The sequence below is a fragment of the Microbacterium canaveralium genome, assembly GCF_047238045.1.
Lineage (GTDB): Bacteria > Actinomycetota > Actinomycetes > Actinomycetales > Microbacteriaceae > Microbacterium.
Map to the genome: position 1 here is coordinate 1930552 of NZ_JBDFMA010000003.1, position 17995 is coordinate 1948546.

The 17995-nt window shown below is 69.4% G+C and carries 17 protein-coding genes, 1 tRNA gene and 1 other RNA gene; 8 read left to right on the top strand and 11 right to left on the bottom strand.

The features are described from left to right. Window positions 1-25 precede the first annotated feature (25 nt). The gene (locus tag ABC271_RS10250) at window positions 26-565 is read left to right on the top strand and encodes a YaeQ family protein (protein ID WP_412924772.1); all 540 of its coding nucleotides are present in this window, start codon (window positions 26-28) and stop codon (window positions 563-565) included. Window positions 566-616: 51 nt separating this feature from the next. Here the strand turns inward: ABC271_RS10250 and ssrA are convergent. Continuing rightward, window positions 617-987, bottom strand: a transfer-messenger RNA (tmRNA) gene (gene ssrA, locus ABC271_RS10255). A gap of 130 nt (window positions 988-1117) precedes the next feature. Here ssrA and ABC271_RS10260 point away from each other — a divergent pair. Next, a complete protein-coding gene (locus tag ABC271_RS10260; RefSeq protein WP_412924773.1) occupies window positions 1118-1765 on the top strand; it encodes an SIMPL domain-containing protein in 648 nt (215 codons plus the stop codon). Between the two features lie 3 nt (window positions 1766-1768). On the opposite strand, the gene smpB is transcribed toward ABC271_RS10260, so the two are convergent. From smpB to prfB, 4 genes are all read right to left on the bottom strand, one after another. Then, complete coding sequence (gene smpB / locus ABC271_RS10265; RefSeq protein ID WP_412924774.1) at window positions 1769-2245, bottom strand: SsrA-binding protein SmpB; 477 nt, start codon at window positions 2243-2245, stop codon at window positions 1769-1771. 51 nt (window positions 2246-2296) lie between these two features. Beyond that, entirely contained in the window at window positions 2297-3214 is a 918-nt protein-coding gene (gene ftsX, locus ABC271_RS10270) for a permease-like cell division protein FtsX (protein WP_412924775.1), read from the bottom strand. Continuing rightward, window positions 3211-4221 (bottom strand): cell division ATP-binding protein FtsE, encoded by a 1011-nt coding sequence (ftsE, locus tag ABC271_RS10275; protein ID WP_412924776.1) that lies wholly within the window; start codon window positions 4219-4221, stop codon window positions 3211-3213. Before ftsE ends, ftsX begins: the two co-directional genes overlap by 4 nt. A 103-nt stretch (window positions 4222-4324) precedes the next feature. Beyond that, window positions 4325-5437 (bottom strand): peptide chain release factor 2, encoded by a 1113-nt coding sequence (gene prfB, locus ABC271_RS10280; protein WP_412924777.1) that lies wholly within the window; start codon window positions 5435-5437, stop codon window positions 4325-4327. A 71-nt stretch (window positions 5438-5508) separates the two neighbouring features. On the opposite strand from prfB, the gene ABC271_RS10285 reads away from it, so the two are divergent. Continuing rightward, window positions 5509-6732, top strand: coding sequence for an MFS transporter (locus ABC271_RS10285; protein ID WP_412926132.1), 1224 nt, complete (start codon window positions 5509-5511; stop codon window positions 6730-6732). Between the two features lie 82 nt (window positions 6733-6814). Beyond that, window positions 6815-7462 (top strand): DUF1275 family protein, encoded by a 648-nt coding sequence (locus ABC271_RS10290; protein ID WP_412924778.1) that lies wholly within the window; start codon window positions 6815-6817, stop codon window positions 7460-7462. A gap of 19 nt (window positions 7463-7481) precedes the next feature. Here the strand turns inward: ABC271_RS10290 and ABC271_RS10295 are convergent, their stop codons facing one another. Then, entirely contained in the window at window positions 7482-8495 is a 1014-nt protein-coding gene (locus ABC271_RS10295) for an NADPH:quinone reductase (RefSeq protein ID WP_412926133.1), read from the bottom strand. A 73-nt stretch (window positions 8496-8568) separates the two neighbouring features. On the opposite strand from ABC271_RS10295, the gene ABC271_RS10300 reads away from it, so the two are divergent. The 3 genes from ABC271_RS10300 (at window position 8569) to ABC271_RS10310 (ending at window position 11128) form a co-directional block, all read left to right on the top strand. Then, window positions 8569-10185 (top strand): amidohydrolase, encoded by a 1617-nt coding sequence (locus tag ABC271_RS10300; RefSeq protein ID WP_412924779.1) that lies wholly within the window; start codon window positions 8569-8571, stop codon window positions 10183-10185. A 51-nt stretch (window positions 10186-10236) separates the two neighbouring features. Next, window positions 10237-10318, top strand: a tRNA-Leu gene (locus ABC271_RS10305). A 48-nt stretch (window positions 10319-10366) separates the two neighbouring features. Beyond that, window positions 10367-11128: a DedA family protein gene (locus ABC271_RS10310; RefSeq protein WP_412924780.1), complete on the top strand. Its 762-nt coding sequence runs from the start codon at window positions 10367-10369 to the stop codon at window positions 11126-11128. A 6-nt stretch (window positions 11129-11134) separates the two neighbouring features. On the opposite strand, the gene ku is transcribed toward ABC271_RS10310, so the two are convergent. Beyond that, the gene (ku, locus tag ABC271_RS10315) at window positions 11135-11995 is read right to left on the bottom strand and encodes a non-homologous end joining protein Ku (protein WP_412924781.1); all 861 of its coding nucleotides are present in this window, start codon (window positions 11993-11995) and stop codon (window positions 11135-11137) included. Window positions 11996-12228: 233 nt separating this feature from the next. Between ku and ABC271_RS10320 the strand changes: the two genes are divergently transcribed. Further along, the gene (locus tag ABC271_RS10320; RefSeq protein WP_412924782.1) at window positions 12229-14646 is read left to right on the top strand and encodes an ATP-dependent DNA ligase; all 2418 of its coding nucleotides are present in this window, start codon (window positions 12229-12231) and stop codon (window positions 14644-14646) included. Window positions 14647-14649: 3 nt separating this feature from the next. Here the strand turns inward: ABC271_RS10320 and ABC271_RS10325 are convergent, their stop codons facing one another. The 4 genes from ABC271_RS10325 to murI all read right to left on the bottom strand — a co-directional run bounded on the left by ABC271_RS10325 (window position 14650) and on the right by murI (window position 17828). Further along, a complete protein-coding gene (locus tag ABC271_RS10325; protein WP_412924783.1) occupies window positions 14650-15567 on the bottom strand; it encodes a cation diffusion facilitator family transporter in 918 nt (305 codons plus the stop codon). Between the two features lie 83 nt (window positions 15568-15650). Next, on the bottom strand, window positions 15651-16247 hold the full coding sequence (rdgB, locus tag ABC271_RS10330; RefSeq protein WP_412924784.1) for an RdgB/HAM1 family non-canonical purine NTP pyrophosphatase: 597 nt from the start codon (window positions 16245-16247) through the stop codon (window positions 15651-15653). A gap of 1 nt (window position 16248) precedes the next feature. Then, window positions 16249-16974 (bottom strand): ribonuclease PH, encoded by a 726-nt coding sequence (rph, locus tag ABC271_RS10335; RefSeq protein ID WP_412924785.1) that lies wholly within the window; start codon window positions 16972-16974, stop codon window positions 16249-16251. Window positions 16975-17009: 35 nt separating this feature from the next. Further along, window positions 17010-17828 (bottom strand): glutamate racemase, encoded by an 819-nt coding sequence (murI, locus tag ABC271_RS10340; protein WP_412924786.1) that lies wholly within the window; start codon window positions 17826-17828, stop codon window positions 17010-17012. Between the last annotated feature and the right edge of the window lie 167 nt (window positions 17829-17995).

Below are 17995 nucleotides of genomic sequence, written 5' to 3' on the forward strand. Positions count from 1 at the left end.
AGCCGGTCGCGTAGGCTCGGTCGTCGTGGCTATCGGCGCGACCATTCACACGTTCACCGTGCAACTCTCCGACGTCGACCGCGGCGTGTACGACGAGCTGCAGCTGCGCGTCGCCCGGCATCCCTCCGAGACCGACCCCTACATGCTCACGCGCGTGCTGGCGTACTGCCTCGAGTACGAGGAGGGCATCACGTTCAGCGAGGGCGTTTCGGCCACCGATGAGCCGGCCGTGATGGTCCGCGATCTGACGGGTGCGCTCGTCGCCTGGATCGAGGTCGGAGCGCCGGATGCCGCCCGCCTCCACACCGGCAGCATGAAGGCCGAACGCGTCGCGATCTACACGCACCGCGACCCCGAGAAGGTCGCCGCGCCATGGGCGGGCAAGCGGATCCACCGGGCCGAGGATGTACTGCTGCACTCGTTCGACGCCGGTTTCGTGGAGCGGATGGCGGCGGCGATCGAACGTCGCAACACCGCCACGCTGACGCGCACCGAGGGTCGCTTGTACCTCGAGCTCAACGACGCCTCGGGCGAGAGCGACGTGCACACGCGCGCGGCGGCATAGAAAAACCCCCGTCCGCGAAGTGCGGGCGAGGGTTTCTCCGGTGACGATGGTTCGTGGAGCTGGGGGGAATCGAACCCCCGTCCAACGCTGGGTCTCCGCGTTTTCTCCGGGCGCAGTCTGTGCAGACGTTCTGCTCGGCCCCGACCTTTGTCACAGACACCTAAGTCGACAGGCCCAGTCCGGGAAAAGTCCCGCGTGACGTCCGGACGCCGTCACGCAGCAAGACCCCTAAATGACGCCAAGATCCGTGGCGGGGTCACACACGGCTTGACGGACTATCGGGCTCGCTTAGGCAGCGAGGGCGAAGTCAGTGCGCTTAGCATTGGCACTTATTGTTTTGCAGGGAGCGTTTACGAGATAACCCCACATCCTCGGCCCGCTTTCTCGCGGGTTCGCAGGCGCTGTCGAAACCGATCAGCCCCGGGAACTCCGTGAAGGAGCGACCATCGTCACACTGTTGACTTACCAACCGGATGCCGAGACACCCGAGCATCACATTCTACAACGCGGCAACACTCAGCGCATTCCCGAACGCTCGCATAGGCTCGCCGCATGAGCCAGGTCACCATCACCGTCCGGGGCGACAGCGAGACGCGCGTGCGCGCCGAAGAGGCGGCGGTGCGCGTCACCGTGGCCACCGACGGGCCGGCACGCGGCCCCGTGGTCGAGCGCGCGCAGGAGCGGGCGGCATCCGTGCAGGACGGCCTGGTCGCGCACCTGCGCTCGGGCGAGGTCTCCGAGTGGTCGAGCGCACGGGTTTCGGTCTGGTCGGACCGACCGTGGAACAGCGAGGGCGTGCAACTGCCGCTGGTTCACCACGCGAGCGTGGAGCTGTCAGCGACCTTCACCGACGCGGGTGCGCTGTCGTGGTGGCTCGGCGAGGTCGCCGAATCCGACGACGTCCAGGTCACGGCCGTCGACTGGCGTCTCGCCCGCGAGACGCGTGTGAGCGTGGAACGGAAGGTCGCCGCGTCGGCGGTTCAAGTCGCCGTGGAGCGCGCCGCCGCGTACGCCGAGGCGCTGGGCCTGGCATCCGTCACCGCCGTGGAGATCGCGGACGCGGGCCTCCTGGAATCGCGACCCGATGCCGCGGCACCGCGCATGATGTTCGCGAAGGCCGACTCGAGCCCCTCGTTCAGCCTGCAGCCGCCCGAGCTCGTCGTCAGCGCGACCGTCGAGGGACGCTTCGTCGCCGAGTGACGGTCAGTCGCCGAGGCGATTCCGGGTGCGCATGGCCCGTTCCGCCTCGCGCTTGTCTTCCCGCTCGCGGATGGTCTGCCGCTTCTCGAACTCGCGCTTGCCCTTCGCGACCGCGATCTCGACCTTCGCGCGGCCGTCGAGGAAGTAGAGCCGCAACGGGACGAGGGTGTACCCACCGGCCGCGACCGCGTGCGAGAGCTTGATGATCTCGTCCTTGTGCAGCAGGAGCTTGCGCGTGCGCTTGGCCGAATGATTGGTCCAGTGCCCCTGCGAATACTCGGGAATGTGGACCGCGTCGAGGTAGGCCTGACCGCCGTCGATGTAGGCATAGCCGTCGGTGAGGTTGGCGCGCCCCTGACGGAGCGACTTCACCTCGGTGCCCGTGAGCACCAGACCAGCTTCGTAGGTCTTCTCTATGGCGTAATCGTGACGCGCCTTCTTGTTCGACGCGATGAGCTTCTCACCCTGCTCACGAGGCATGGTGCCACCTCCTCATGATCTCGGGCACACAGAGCCCCTCAGTCTACGCGATCAGGCACGCAGCCAGCGGCGTATCGCGAAGCTCGCGCTCAAGGCGGCCAACAGCACACCGATCACGATGATCACCGGGATCACGATCGCGACGTCAGAGAACCCGACCCACGACGTGATGAAGCTGATGCGGTCGCGCAGATACTGGTTCACCCCGACACCGACGATCGCCCACACCGCGACGCTCGCAAGTGCCGAGCCGATGAGGGCCGCCAGCACGCCTTCCAGAACGAACGGAGTCTGGATGAACCGGTTGGAGGCCCCCACCAGTCGCATGATCCCCAGTTCGCGCCGTCGGGCGAACGCCGACAGACGGATCGTCGTGGCGATCAGCAGGACGGCGGCGACGAGCATCAACCCCGCGATACCGACCGCGACGTAGGTCGCCACGGTGAGCGTCTGGAACAGCGGTTCCAGATACTGCATCTGGTCGGTGACCTCTTCCACGCCGGCCTGATTGCTGAACGCCTCGGAAATGACATCCGATTGGCTCTGATCGACGAGATTGATGTTGAAGGTGGCGTTGAACTGTTCGGCCGTGACCACGCCGGCGATGTCTTCCGGCAGCTGCGACTTAGCATCCTCGAACACCTGCTCGCTCGTGGAGAATGTGTAGTTGCGGATGAGCGGCGCGAGCGCGGGCCCGTCCAGCGTCGCCGTGACCTGGTCGATCTGCTCCTGGGTCGCCGCCGTGCCCGCGGTGCAGGACGGGGCATCCGACACGGTGGCGCACATGAACACGGCCACCTGCGCACGATCAGCCCAGTACGACTGCATCTTGCCGATCTGCATCTGCATGAGCATCGCCGCGCCGACGAAGGTCAGCGACACGAACGTGACCAGGATCACCGAGATGACCATCGAGGCATTGCGGCGGAGACCGCTGAACGCCTCCGAGAGGATGAGACCGAGCCTCATGAGGTGGGCCCCACTTCGTCGTCGCGGTCGTTCTTGTCGGCGAGGCCGAGGCGGTCGGCGAGGCCCAGCGCGTCGACGTCCGGCGTGGTCACCGGCACCGAGCGCGTGTTCGTCGTCGGCTCGCTCGGAGCGGCGGATGACGAAGCGTCGTCGGCGACCCGCTCCGCCTGCTCCGCCACCGCGCGGGCGGCGTCGGCGAGGTTCAGTGGCTCGATGGCACCCGTGATGTGCGCGACCTCGCGTTGCACCTCGAGCACCGCGGTGAGGGCCGCGACCGCGGCGGCACCCTTCTCCACCTCGGGCGCCAGCCGCGGGAGTCCGGACGTGTCGCCGTAGCCCCCGCGTCGTTCATCGCGGACCATCTCGCCGTTGCTCAGCTCGATCACGCGACGCTGCATCTGGTCGACGAAGCCGGCCTCGTGCGTGGCCATCACGACCGTGGTGCCACCGGCGTTGATGCGGGCCAGCAGCTGCATGATGTCGATCGACGTGCCGGGGTCGAGGTTTCCCGTCGGCTCGTCGGCCAGCAGCACCTGGGGACGGTTCACCAGGGCGCGGGCGATCGCCACGCGCTGCTGCTCACCGCCGGAGAGCTCGTGCGGCAGGCGCTTCTCTTTCCCGTCGAGTCCGACCAGCGCGAGCACTTCCGGAACCGCCTGCTGGATGAACCCGCGGGAGGCACCCGTGACCTGCAGAGTGAACGCGACGTTCTGGTGAACGGTCTTGTTGGGCAGCAGACGGAAGTCCTGGAACACCGACCCGATATGGCGCCGGAAGTACGGAACCTTCCGATTCGAGAGTGTGCGCAGGTCGCGTCCGAGGACGACGACCCTCCCCTCGCTCGGCGTCTCCGCCCGGAGGATCAACTGCAAGCACGACGACTTGCCGGAGCCCGAGGCCCCGACGAGGAAGACGAACTCTCCGCGCTGCACCTCGAAATCCACAGCGTTCAACGCTGGTCTCGTGGTGCCGCGATACCGCTTGGTGACGTTCTCGAACCGGATCATGGCTCGACGAGCCTAAGCGCGCGATTTGTCCAACCCGAGAGGACGCGCCGGGGGACGAAACCGGGAGGATCCTATGGATGCCGCGGGCTGCGGCATCCATTGATCAGTCGTCGTCGTCCTTGCGCTTGCGCCAGCGGATGCCGGCGGCGATGAGACCGTCGAGGTCGCCGTCGAACACGACGGCGGGGTTGCCGACCTCGTACCCGGTGCGCAGGTCTTTCACGAGCTGCTGCCCGTAGAGGAAGTACGACCGCATCTGGTCGCCCCAGCTCGCCGTGATGGTTCCGGCGAGCTCCTTCTTCTTCGCGGCTTCCTCTTCGCGCTTGAGCAGCAGCAGGCGCGTCTGGAGGACGCGCATGGCCGCGGCGCGGTTCTGGATCTGTGACTTCTCGTTCTGCATCGAGACGACGAGGCCCGTCGGGATGTGGGTGATGCGCACGGCGGAGTCGGTGGTGTTGACCGACTGACCGCCGGGGCCCGAGGACCGGAAGACGTCGACGCGGATGTCACCTTCGGGCACCTCGACCTCGACGGCCTCCTCCATGACGGGGATGACCTCGACGGCGGCGAAGCTCGTCTGGCGCTTGTCGGCACCGCCGAAGGGGCTGATCCGCGCGAGGCGGTGCGTGCCGGCCTCGACCGACAGCGTGCCGTACGCGTAGGGCACGTCGATCTCGAACGTGGCGGACTTGATGCCCGCGCCCTCGGCGTACGAGGTGTCCATGACCTTCACGGGGTACTTGTGACGCTCGGCCCAGCGCAGGTACATGCGCAGAAGCATCTCGGCGAAGTCGGTGGCGTCGTCGCCACCCGCGCCGGAGCGGATCGTGACGACCGCCGAGCGGGCGTCGTACTCCCCGTCGAGGAGCGTCTGCACCTCGAGCTGGCCGATGACCTCGCGAAGCGACGCGAGCTCTTTGCGGGACTCCTCGGCCGAGTCCTCGTCATCCATCTCGATCGCGAGACCCACGAGCACCTCGAGGTCGTCGAGACGCTGCTCGATTTCGGTGATGCGCTTGAGCTCTGCCTGCCGGTGGCTGAGCCGACTGGTCACCTTCTGCGCGTTGTCGACGTCGTCCCACAGGTCGGGGGCGCCGGCCTCTTCGCTCAGGCGTTCGATGTCAGCGGTGAGTGCGTCGACGTCGACCACGGCCTGGATATCGGCGAAGGTCGAGCGCAGCGCCTGGATGTCGGCGGTCAAGTCGAGTTCGAGCATTTGCGATCAAGCCTATCGTGGAGACGGTGACAGCCGACTCTCCCCGGAACGTGCTGGTGCGCTTCGCGCCCATGATCTACGGCCCCACCCTCCTCTTCGCCCTCGGTGAGGGTGCTGTGATCCCGCTGATCCCCGTGATCGCGAATCGCCTGGGCGCCGACGTCGCCCTCGCCGCCCTGATCGCGTCGGCCCTCGTCGTCGGCCAGCTGTGCGGGAACATTCCGGCGGGATGGGCGGTGGCCCGATTCGGCGAGCGGATCACGATGGGCGTGGCCGGGATCGTCATCCTGGGCGGGCTCGTCGGCGTCGTCTTCGCGAATTCCTTGGCGGTGTTCGCGGCGGCGGTGTTCCTCATCGGTTTCTGCGCGGCATCCTTCGCGCTCGCGCGTCACTCGTTCATGACGACGCGGGTGCCGTTGCACTTCCGAGCGCGAGCGCTGTCGCTCCTGGGCGGGACGTTCCGGCTCGGCATGTTCGTGGGGCCGTTCATCTCCGCGGCGCTCCTCGGCATCTTCGGCGACGAGTCCGCATCGATCGCTTTCTTCGCCGTGTGCCAGGTCGCGACAATCCTCCTCGTGTTCCTCGGTCCGGACCCCGAGCGAGAGATCGCCCCACCCGCCGTGGCGTCCGCGGCCGATCCGGATGCCGAAGACACCGGCGAGCCCGTCACAGGCTCCATCCCGACGGTGGAGCGGGCCGGCGTGCTGCGGACGATGTGGCGCCACCGCGACGTGCTGTCGCGGCTCGGCCTCGCGGCCGCGTCCCTGTCGGCGGTGCGTTCGGCACGTCAGGTCGTGCTGCCGCTCTGGGGTGTGTCCTTGGGTCTGGATGCCTCGACCATCGCGGTTGTCGTCGGCGTCTCGGGCGCGATCGATTTCGCTCTCTTCTACGCGAGTGGACAGGTCATGGATCGGTTCGGCCGCCTGTGGGCGGCCCTTCCCGCGATGGTCCTCATGGGCGCGGGATTCTTCGCGCTGTCGGTGACCCACGAGCTCGACAGCGCCTCGATGTGGTACGCGATGTTCGCGGCCGTGCTGGGCGTGGGCAACGGCCTGTCCAGCGGCATCCTGCTGACGTTGGGCGCCGATATCGCGCCGCCGACCGAGCCGGCCGCGTTCCTCGGTTCGTGGCGCACGCTCGCTGACGGCGGTGGCGCGATCGCCCCGGTGATCGTCTCGGCGCTGACGGCCGCGATCTCTCTCCCGGTCGCCGTCGCGGCCATGGGGGTGGTCGCCGTCGCCGGGGCCGTCGGCTTCGTGCGGTGGGTACCGCGATACGTCCCGCGCACCCGGTGACACCGTCGCGCCGATTTGCCGACCGGGTCGCCCACACCGGACGATGAACCCACACCCGAACAGTCGTCGAGGAGAGGGTCACGTGAAGGATGTCGATCGCGGTGCGCTGACGATCTCGGCCGTCCTCGCCGGTGTCGCCGGCTACGTGGATGCCATCGGCTTCCTCGACACCGGCGGACTGTTCGTCTCGTTCATGAGCGGCAACTCCACGCAGGCAGCCGTCGACGTGCTCGGTCCGGGCGCCTCGGTGACGTTGGCCTCCGCGGGCATCATCGCCGCCTTCGTCGCCGGTGTCGCAGCCGGCGGGGTGATCACCGCCCTGCGAGCCCGACCTCGCGGGTGGATCGTCGGGGGCTCGACCGCGGCCGTCGCCGCCACGGCCGCGCTCGCTCTCGGCGGCGACTCCACCCTGTGGCGCGTCGCACTGCTCGCGGCCGCGATGGGGGCTCTCAACACGCTGTTCCTCGCCGACGGCCGCGCGCGCGTGGCCATCACCTACTCCACGGGCACGCTCGTGAGCCTCGGACTGGCCATCGCGTCGGCCGTGACCGGCGGATCGCGCCACGCGTGGCAACGTCCGCTGCTCCTGTGGTCATCCCTCGTCTGCGGCGCCGTCGTGGGGGCCCTCGCGCACGGGTGGGGCAGTCCCCTCGCCCTCGCAATCGCGGCTGCCACGCTGGCCCTCGTGAGCGCCTTCCTGGCGACGCGACGTTCCGCCGAATCGGTGTGATTCCCGGTCCGTGTCCGGGTCACACCCGGATGAGCACCTTTCCCGTCGTGCCATTCTCGACCGCGTCGTGGGCGGCGGCGGTCTCGTCCAGGGCGAACCACGTGAGCGGGAGACCCGCCTCCTCCCCCACCGGGAGCGCGCCATCTGCCACCGCGGCCGACACGTCCTCGGCCGCGGCGACGAGCGCCTCATCACCGACCGTGTACAGCAGCAGCCCCTGCCACCGCACGTTCTTGGCGAAGCTCTCCCGCACTGCGGCGGTGAACGCGTCACCGCCGTTGTCGGCGTAGTACCCGACCGAACCGTGATTGGCGATGACCTCGACGTCGAGGCCGGCGTTCTCCGCGATCGCGACCTCGACGACGTGATCGATCCCGTCGGGCGCGATCTCGCGGATGCGATCGGCGAGGCCGGGCTCGGTGTAGCGCAGCACGTGCGGTGCTCCCGCGGCGCGTGCCAGCCTCTCCTTCTCGGCGCTGCTCACGGTGGCGATCACCGTGGCTCCCGCCCACACGGCGAGCTGAATGGCGGCGTGACCCACGGCACCGGCGCCACCCTGCACGAGGACCGCACGCCCTGCCAGCGCACCGGGCGAGAGCCGAGCGGGACCGAACTCGTGCACCGTCAGCGCGCGGTGCGCGGTCATCGCGGGAACGCCGAGACTGGCTCCCAGCTCGAACGACGCCCCGTCGGCGAGGGGCACGGCGCGCGAGGCCGGAATCACCGCGTACTCGGCCGCAGTGCCGAATGCGCGCTGGTGCGCCGCGAGGTAGACCCACACGCGGTCGCCCACGGCGAGACCGTCGACGCCGTCGCCGATGGCATCCACCGTCCCGGCGCCGTCCTGATTCGGGGTGACCTCGTCGGCGACGAGCGGGCGGCCGACCGAGGCGCGGGCCTTCCAGTCCGTGGGGTTCACGCCCGACACCGCGACGCGCACGCGCACCTCGCCGTGGCCGGGTTCGGGGATCTCGCGCTCGACGAGCGATAGGACGGAGGACTCACCGGGGGTGCTGTAGACGATCGCCTTCATACCGAGGTCCAAAGCACGCAGAGCGTCTGGCATTCCCCCGGCGTGTCACGTCGAGGGTCGGCAGACTGTGGTCATGGGCTCTCTCGTGATCGCCAACGGCGTCCCGTTCATCCCCGACGCACGGATACCGGGTCGCACGGCCATCGGCATCCGCGACGGCGTCATCGCCGCCATCGGGGAGATCGCTGACGTCCGCGCGGAGGTCGGGCCCGGCGCGGAGGAACTCGACGCCGGCGGCGGGCTCGTCACGCCGGGGTTCGTCGACGCGCACGTCCACCTGGGCGTCGGCGCGGTCGATGCGCTGCGCTGCGATCTCGCCGGGGCCGCGTCGATCGACGAGATCGACACCCGTATCCGCGCCTTCGCGGCGGAGCATGGGGACGCCTGGGTCGTCGGCGGCGGCTGGGACCCGACCCTCTTCCCTGCCGCTGGCCCCCGCGCCGACCACCTCGACGCGCTCGTCGGCGACCGACCGGCGCTCCTCCTGGACGCCGATCATCATGCGGCGTGGGCGAACACCGCGGCGCTGGAACGGGCGGGTCTCGACGTGCGCACGCCCGACCCGGAGGACGGCCGCATCGAACGCGACGTCGCGGGTCGTCCGAGCGGCACTCTTCGGGACGGAGCAGCGCAGCTCGTCGCCCGGCTGCTCCCTCAGCCCCGGACGGAGGATGTCGCCCGTGGCATCCTGCGTCTGTCGCGCGACCTGCTCGCCGCGGGGATCACGGGATGGCAGGAAGCGGCGCTCGGCGCATACGGCGGGTTCCCCGACTTCACCGACGCGTACCTGCGGCTGCTGACGACCGGCGGCCTAGAAGGTCGGGCGACCGGTGCGCAGTGGGTGCCGCGCGATCTCACCGAGGAGGGCATCGAGGCGTTCGTCGCCGCCACCGTCGAGCGTGCTGCGCGATTGACCGCCGCCGGGCTGCCCAGCGCGACCGCGAAGCTCATGCTCGACGGCATCGTGGAGACGCGCACCGCGCACCTCCTCGAGCCCTATTGCGGGTTCGAGGACCGCGGTCGTGGGTACTTCTCCCCGGCACTCACGACACGCCTGGTCGCGGCGCTCAACGCGGCCGGCATCGCCGTGCACGTGCACGCGATCGGCGACGCGGCCGTGCGCGACGCCCTCGATGCCTTCGCCGCCGTGCCCACCGCCGACCGCCGCGCGGTGCGCAACCACATCGCGCACATTCAGCTCATCCACGCCGACGACGTACCCCGCTTCGCCGCCCTCGGCGTCACGGCGAACGCGCAACCGTTCTGGGCGTGCGCGACCGCCCTCGCCCGGCAGAGCACGCTCCCGCTCATCGGTCCCGACCGCGGCGACGAGCTCTACGTCTTCGGCTCGCTCTCCCGCAGCGGAGCGGACCTGGCGATGGGCTCGGACTGGCCGGTTTCCACGTTCGACCCGTGGCAGGGCATCCATGTCGCGGTCACCCGCCGCCCACCGGGAGAGGCGGATGCCGAATCCCTCGGCCCCGGGGAGTCGCTCCCCCTCGCGGTCGCGATTGACGCCTACACCCGCGGCTCGGCCGTGCTCCTCGGCGTGGGAAGCGGTGTGCTCCGCGTCGGGGAGCGCGCCGACCTCGCGATCGCGAACCGCGACCCCTTCACGGGCCCCGAGGATGCCATCCACGAGACCCGCACCGCGGCGACCGTTCTCGGCGGGACCGTCGTCAGCTCTTGACGGCCTCTTCACATGGAGCGGCGCACGCCCGGCCCTAGAATGAGGGCACTCGCGGGAGTGGTGAAACCGGCAGACACGCAGGATTTAGGTTCCTGTGCCTTCGGGCGTGGGGGTTCAAGTCCCCCCTTCCGCACGGATATCCCTTCCACGACACCGTTTCTCCTGACCCGACGGGACCGATGTGATCCACTCCGCAGGCCTGCTCCCCTGGCTGGACCCGGCCGCCATCATCACCAACTCCCAGCCCTGGGCGCTCTTGGTGGTGTGCTTCATCATCTTCGCCGAGACGGGTCTGCTGATCGGCTTCCTTCTGCCCGGCGACACGCTACTCATCATGGCCGGGCTGCTGTCGCATTCGACTCCCGCGGCGCCCAACGGCGTCTTCGGCATCAACGCCTGGTGGGTCGCACTCGCCATCGGTGTCGCGGCCTTCATCGGTGGCGAGGTCGGGTACTTCATCGGCCACAAAGCCGGGCCGTCGATCTTCGAACGCAAAGAGTCCGGGATCTTCAGCCGCAAGAACGTCGAGCGCACCAACGCCTTCTTCGAGCGGTTCGGCGGGATCACCGTCATCCTCGCCCGCTTCGTGCCCGTCGTCCGCACGTTCGCCCCCATCGCGGCCGGTGTCGGCCACATGCCGTGGCGCAAGTACACGCTCTACAACCTCATCGGAGCGATCCTGTGGGGCATCGGTCTGACGATGCTGGGCTACGCGGTCGGCTACATCCCGTTCGTGCGCGACATCGTCACCGAATACATCGACGTCATCCTGCTCGCCGCCGTCGCGGGCACCGCGATCTTCATCGCCATCCACTACTTCCGCGAGCGTGCCGCAGCCAAGCGTGACGCAGCGGCCGGGCACGGCACGGTGTCGGAGGCCGAGTCCGAAGCCCTCGTGCTCGACCCGAAGACGCTCGAAGACGGCGACCACCCCGCGCGGTGAGCGCGGCTAAGACGCTTTCGACGCCTTCTTCTTCGGCTCCGCCTTCTTCTTGGCGGGCTCGTCGGTCTTCCCGGATCGAGCCGCGCGGCTGCGCTCCACGCTGGCCCGCAGCGCCTCCATCAGGTCGATGACCTCGCCGCCGTCGTCTTCGGCATCCTGTTCCCCGAAGGTCGCAGCGGTATCGATCGCGTCGCCCTGTTCGAGCTTCGCGTCGATGAGGGTGCGCAGTTCGCGCTGATACTCGTCGCCGAACTCCTCCGCATCGAAGTCCTTCGAGAAGCTCTCCACAAGGGATGCCGACATCTCGAGCTCCTTCGCCGAGATGCGCACGTCCTCGTCGAGAGCCGGGAACTCCGCGGCGCGCACCTCGTCGGCCCAGAGCAAGGTCTGCAGCACGAGCACGTCGCCGCGGGTGCGCAAGGCCGCAAGGCGCGTCTTCTGGCGCAGGGAGAACCTCACGATCGCGGTGCGGTCGGTCTGCTCAAGCGTCTTCCGCAGCAGCACGTAGGCCTTCGGCGAGGAGGAATCCGGCTCGAGGTAGTAGGCCTTGTCGAGCGTGAGCAGATCGACCTGGTCGCTCGGCACGAACTCGACCACCTCGATCTCGCGGCTGCGCTCGCTCGGGAGCGACGCGAGGTCGTCCTTGGTCAGCACGACGGTCTGTTCGCCGTCGTCGTACGCCCGGTCGATGTCCTGGTAGGGCACGACTTCGCCGTCGACCTCGCAGATGCGTTGGTACCGGATGCGCCCACCATCCTTGTTGTGCACCTGGTGCAGCGGCACGTCGTGATCCTCGGTGGCCGAGTACACCTTGACGGGCACGTTGACCAGGCCGAAGGTCAGCGCGCCTTTCCAGATCGATCGCATGAGTCCAGTGAACACCCCCGGCACCCCGGATGCCGAGACCCTTGCGCGGCCCCTTCGTGGGTCCTCCCCTCTCTTCCCATCTCGGCGCCGCGGACCAAACTCCTGAGAAACGGGGGCACCGCGCTCCACTGGACGGCGTACTGCACCTCACAGCCGCGAAAGTCAGGAAGTTCGCCCGGGCGCTGGGTGCAACCCGGCGGCATCGGCCCCCTCCGCCGCTCTACGCTGGGGCGATGGCGGAGCAGACGGTGCGGATCGACGGTCGCCGTCTGCGCCTGTCGAACCTCGACAAGGTGCTGTACCCGGAGACGGGGACCACCAAGGGCGAGGTCATCGACTACTACAGCCGCATCGCTCCCCGGCTGCTCCCCCACGTCCACGGCCGGCCGGTGACTCGCAAGCGGTGGCCCGACGGTGTGGGGACGGCGGCGGACCCCGGCGAGCCGTTCTTCGCGAAGGCGCTGGAACCCGGCGCGCCGGCGTGGGTGCCTCGGCATCCGATCGATCATTCCTCGGGGGCGAAGGACTACCCCCTGGTCGAGGACGTGCCGACCTTGGTCTACCTCGCGCAGGTCGCGAGCCTGGAGCTCCACGTGCCGCAGTGGCGCTTCGACGCGGACGGAACCCGGCTGGACCCCGACCGTCTGGTGCTCGACCTCGATCCCGGTCCCGGCGTGGGTCTGGCCGAGTGCGCCGAGGTCGCACGGTGGGCGCGCGCCATCCTGCTCGACATCGGCCTCGACCCGCTGCCGGTCACCAGTGGCAGCAAGGGCATCCACCTGTACGCGCACCTCGAGGGCCGTCAATCCAGCGATGCCGTGAGCGCGGTCGCGAAAGAGCTGGCGCGCGCGATCGAAGCGGATCATCCCGACCTCGTGGTGAGCCAGATGTCGAAGGCCGCGCGCCCGGGCAAGGTGTTCATCGACTGGAGTCAGAACAACGGCTCGAAGACGACGATCGCGCCGTACTCGTTGCGCGGCCGCGCCGAACCCACGGTCGCCGCGCCGCGGACATGGGCGGAGCTCGACGACCCGGGCCTCCGGCACCTGCTGTTCCACGAAGTGCTCGACCGCTCGGGCGACCCGCTTGCCGCGATCGACTCCGTCGACGGACCGCTCCGCGCCTACATCGCCAAGCGCACCGCCGGGCGCACACCCGAACCGGTGCCCGACGCCCCGCACGCGGAGTCCGCGGGCGACGGGCTCCCCCGGTTCGTCATCCAGGAGCACCACGCCTCGCGTCTGCACTGGGATCTGCGGCTCGAACGTAACGGCGTTCTCGTGAGCTGGGCCGTGCCGAAGGGCGTGCCGGCCACCTCGGGCAAGAAGAGCCTCGCGGTCATGACCGAGGACCACCCGATGCAGTACCTCGACTTCGCGGGAGAGATCCCTCGTGGACAGTACGGCGCCGGCACCATGACCGTCTGGGACACGGGCACGTACGAGCTCGAGAAGTGGCGCGACGACGAGGTCATCGCGACCCTCACCGGACGCACCGACGGACCGCTCGGCCGCGTCCGCGTCGCGCTCATCCGCACCCAGGGGTCGGGCGAGAAGTCGCAGTGGCTGCTGCACCGCATGAAGACGGATGCCGACGGCCGCCCGCAGAGCGACGGAGACGTCGTCGTGCCGCTTCCGGATGCCGCGCCCGCCGCCCCCGCCAAGACCACTCCTCCCACGCCCGCAGACCTGCGACCCATGCTCGCCACCTCCTCGACGGCAGGGCTGGCGCGGGCCTCCGCCGATCGCTGGGGCGCGCCGTGGGTGGAGATGAAGTGGGACGGAATCCGAGGCATCGGTGTATGGGATGGGAGCCGTCTGCGGCTGCGGTCGCGCAACGGCAACGACCTCACCGCCGCCTACCCCGAGCTGACCTCGGTCGACCTGGGTCTCGGCTCCGCCCCGACGGTGATCGACGGCGAGATCGTCGCGCTCGACCCGCAGGGACGCCCGAGCTTCCCGCTCCTGCAGAAGCGCATGAACCTCGTGCAGACCCGGGAGATTGCGAGCGAGGCCGCCCGAACCCCCGTGCAGCTCTATCTTTTCGACGTCTTGGAGGCCGACGGCCGCGATCTCACCGCGCTGCCCCTCACCGAACGCCGCGCCTCTCTCGAGCAGCTCGCGCGGACGGCGGCGGCCGTCATCGTCGTCCCGCCGGTGTTCGACGACGTCGACGCCGCGCTGGCCGCCAGCGGACGATTCGGTCTCGAAGGCATCGTCGTCAAAGACCCCGGCTCCCCCTATCGCCGCGGTCAACGGTCCGACCGGTGGCTCAAGGTCAAGCACTCCCGCACGCAGGAGGTCGTGGTCGGCGGCATCCGTCCCGGCAAGGGCAACCGCTCGGGCACGATCGGGTCGCTGCTGGTCGGCGTCCCCACCGCGGACGGACTGCAGTACGCCGGGCGCGTCGGTTCCGGCTTCGGCGAACAGATGCTCGCGCGTCTCTCGGGACTGCTGGAGCCGCTCCGGACGGATGCCGATCCCTTCGTCGGGGTGCCGGCCGCGGACGCCCGCGACGCCCTCTGGGTCAGACCCGAGCTGGTGGGCGAGGTGGAGTTCGCGGAGTTCACCCCCGGCGGCATCCTGCGTCAGGCGAGATGGCGCGGGCTGCGGCCCGACAAGAGCCCGGCCGAGATCGTGCGCGAGGACTGAGCGCTACGCGTGCTGCGCGTCGTGCTCGACGTGACCGGCGGGTTCGAGCTGGAACGTGGAGTGCTCAACGTCGAAGTGGTCGGCGAGACAGTGCTGCAGCGACCCCAGGATGCGCGCGGCGCGACCGTCCGTCAGGGCCGCCTCTTCGACCACGACGTGAGCGCTGAAGACCGGCGCCCCCCGCGTCAGCTGCCACACGTGCACATCGTGGACGTCGACGACTCCGTCGGCTTCCCGCAGGTGACGCCGGATCTCGGCCACCTGCACACCCGTCGGCGCGGACTCGGTGAGCACGGCCATGACCTCGCGCAGGAGACCGATTGCTCGAGGCACGATCATCACCGCGATGAACAGCGAGGCGATCGCATCCGCCTGCACGAAGCCGGTCGTGACGATCACGATCGCCGCGACGATGACCGCGGCCGAGCCGATGAGGTCGCCGAGAACCTCGAGATACGCGCCCCGGACATTGATACTGCGCTTCTGCGCCCGGCCGAGCAGCCACATCGAGACGGCGTTCGCGAGCAGGCCCACGACCGCCACGACGAGCATGAGCCCACCCTGCACTTCGGTCTCACCCGGCGCGAGCAGCCGCTGCACCGCCTCGAACGCGACCCACAGGCTCAGCACGATGAGCACGATGCCGTTCACGAGCGCCCCGAGCACCTCCGCACGCTGGTACCCGAACGTTCGCCGATCATCCGCGGGCCGCGCGGCGATCGCCGTTGCGATCAGAGCGACGACGAGGGCTGCGGCGTCGGTGAACATGTGCGCGGCGTCGGCCAGGAGCGCGAGCGATCCGGTGAGGATCGCCCCGACGACCTGCACGACCATCACCGTCGCGGTGAGGCTCAGCGCGATCGCGAGCAAGCGTCGGTTCCCGGCATCGCGGATGCCACCGGCGGGCGCGTGATCGTGCATGCATCCAGGCTAGAGCCGCGTCCCGGCGGGCGGAGGCGTTTTCGCCTAGTCGGGAATGAGAGCGGTTTTCGCTCTCGGCGGCGTCAGAGCGTCTGAAGGAGCGGCACGAGGCTGCGGAATGCCCGTGCCCGGTGAGAATGCGCGTTCTTCTCGTCAGCCGACCACTCGCCGACCGTGCGCTCGGCCCCCGCGGGCTGACCGTCGGGCACGAAGATCGGGTCGTATCCGAAACCATCGGGTCCAGCCGGCGCCGTCGCGAGGCGTCCCGGCCACCGCCCCTCGACGGTGTCCTCGGTCCCATCCGGACGGACGAGCGCGATCACGGAAACGAACTGCGCCGTGCGGTGCGGATCGGCCACGTCGGAGAGCTGATCGAGAAGCAGCTCCAGGTTGGCCGTCGCATCCTTCTTGTGGCCGGCCCAGTAGGCGGAGAACACTCCGGGCGAGCCGCCGAGCACGTCGACGGCGACGCCGGAGTCGTCCGCCAGGGCCGGAAGCCCGGTGTGCGCGGCGGCGGCGCGGGCCTTGATGAGCGCGTTGGCGGCGAAGGTCACTCCGTCCTCGACGGGCTCGGGACCGTCGTAGCCCACGACCTCGAGGTCGGGTCGGGTGGCCGCGACGATCGCCTGGAACTCCTCGACCTTGTGCGGGTTGTGCGTGGCGAGAACGATGCGCGCCATGTCAGCCGTTCAGCGCCGTGGTCTGCAGGTCGCGCAGCTGCGCGCATCCGTTGACGCCCAGCTCGAGCAGCTGGTCGAGTTCGCGCTTGTCGAACGGCGCGCCCTCGGCCGTTCCCTGCACCTCGACGAACAGCCCGCGGCCGGTGACGACGACGTTCATGTCGGTCTCGGCCCGCACATCTTCGACGTACGCGAGATCCAGCATGGGCGTCCCGTCGATGATCCCGACCGACACGGCCGACACCGAGTCGACGAGCACCTCGGAGCGCTGCGCGATGAACTTCTTCTCGCGGCCCCAGGCGATGGCATCCGCGAGGGCGACGTACGCGCCCGTGATCGCCGCGGTGCGGGTGCCGCCGTCGGCCTGCAGGACGTCGCAGTCGATCACGATCGTGTTCTCGCCGAGCGCTTTGGTGTCGACGACGGCGCGGAGGGCGCGGCCGATCAGGCGCGAGATCTCGTGGGTGCGCCCGCCGACCTTGCCCTTGATGCTCTCGCGGTCGTTGCGGCTGTTCGTGGCGCGCGGCAGCATCGCGTACTCGGCCGTGACCCACCCCTTGCCCTTGCCGGTGAGCCACCGCGGCACGCCGTTCGTGAACGACGCCGTGCACAGCACCTTCGTGCCGCCGAACGTGATGAGCGCCGAACCCTCGGCGTGCGCCGACCACCCCCGCTCGATCGTCACGGGGCGCAGCTGGTCGTCGGTACGGCCGTCTTTACGGGTCATGTGGTCCTCCAGGGAACGGGAACGGATGCCACGCGTCAGCGCGGCAGGTCGATGGCGCCGGTCTGGACCAGCTGAACATCGCGGATCTCGCGACCCATCAGACGGTGGGCCAGGCGGACGAACTCGTCGGCAGAGGCGCCGGTGGCCTCGTAGCGGTGGGTGGGAACGGCATCCGGACCCGCGAGCAGATCACCCGAGACCAGCTGGCGATACACGTCCTTCGCGGTCTCGCTGTCGCTGGAGACCAGGCTCACCTCGGGCCCCATCACGTAGCTGATGGCACCTTCGAGGAACGGGTAGTGCGTGCACCCGAGGACGAGCGTGTCGACCCCGGCCCGGCGCAGGGGCGCGAGGTACTGCTCGGCCAAGGTGAGCACCTCGGGCGAGTCGGTGACCCCCGCCTCGACGAACTCGACGAACCGCGGCGCTGCCTCCGCGAAGACCGTGAGGCGTTCGTTGACCTCGAGCATGTCCTGGTACGCGCGCGATCCGATCGTCCCGACCGTGCCGATCACACCGATACGGCCGTTGCGCGTGGTCGACATCGCCGTCCGGACGGCGGGTCCGATCACCTCGACCACCGGGACGTCGTAGCGCTCGCGCGCGTCACGGAGCATGGCTGCGGATGCCGTGTTGCAGGCGATCACGAGCATCTTCACACCCTGCTCGACGAGGGTGTCGAGCACCTCGAGCGCGTACCGCCGGACGTCGGCGATCGGCTTCGGTCCGTAGGGGGAACGAGCGGTGTCGCCGATGTACAGGATCGACTCCCGCGGGAGCTGCGCCGAGACCGCGCGGGCGACGGTGAGACCACCGACCCCCGAGTCGAAGATGCCGATCGGCGCGTCGTTCATAGGCATCCAGCCTACCCATCGGGCGGCACCCGGCCTCGGTGCGCCCCCCGTTCGTGGGCCAAACTCCTGAGAATGCCTACGCGAAGCCGGCTTCGACGCCTGCGGCCCCGCCGATGGGGCGAGAACTCAGGAGTTTCGCCCGGTACCTCGGGGCGCTGCCGCAACCG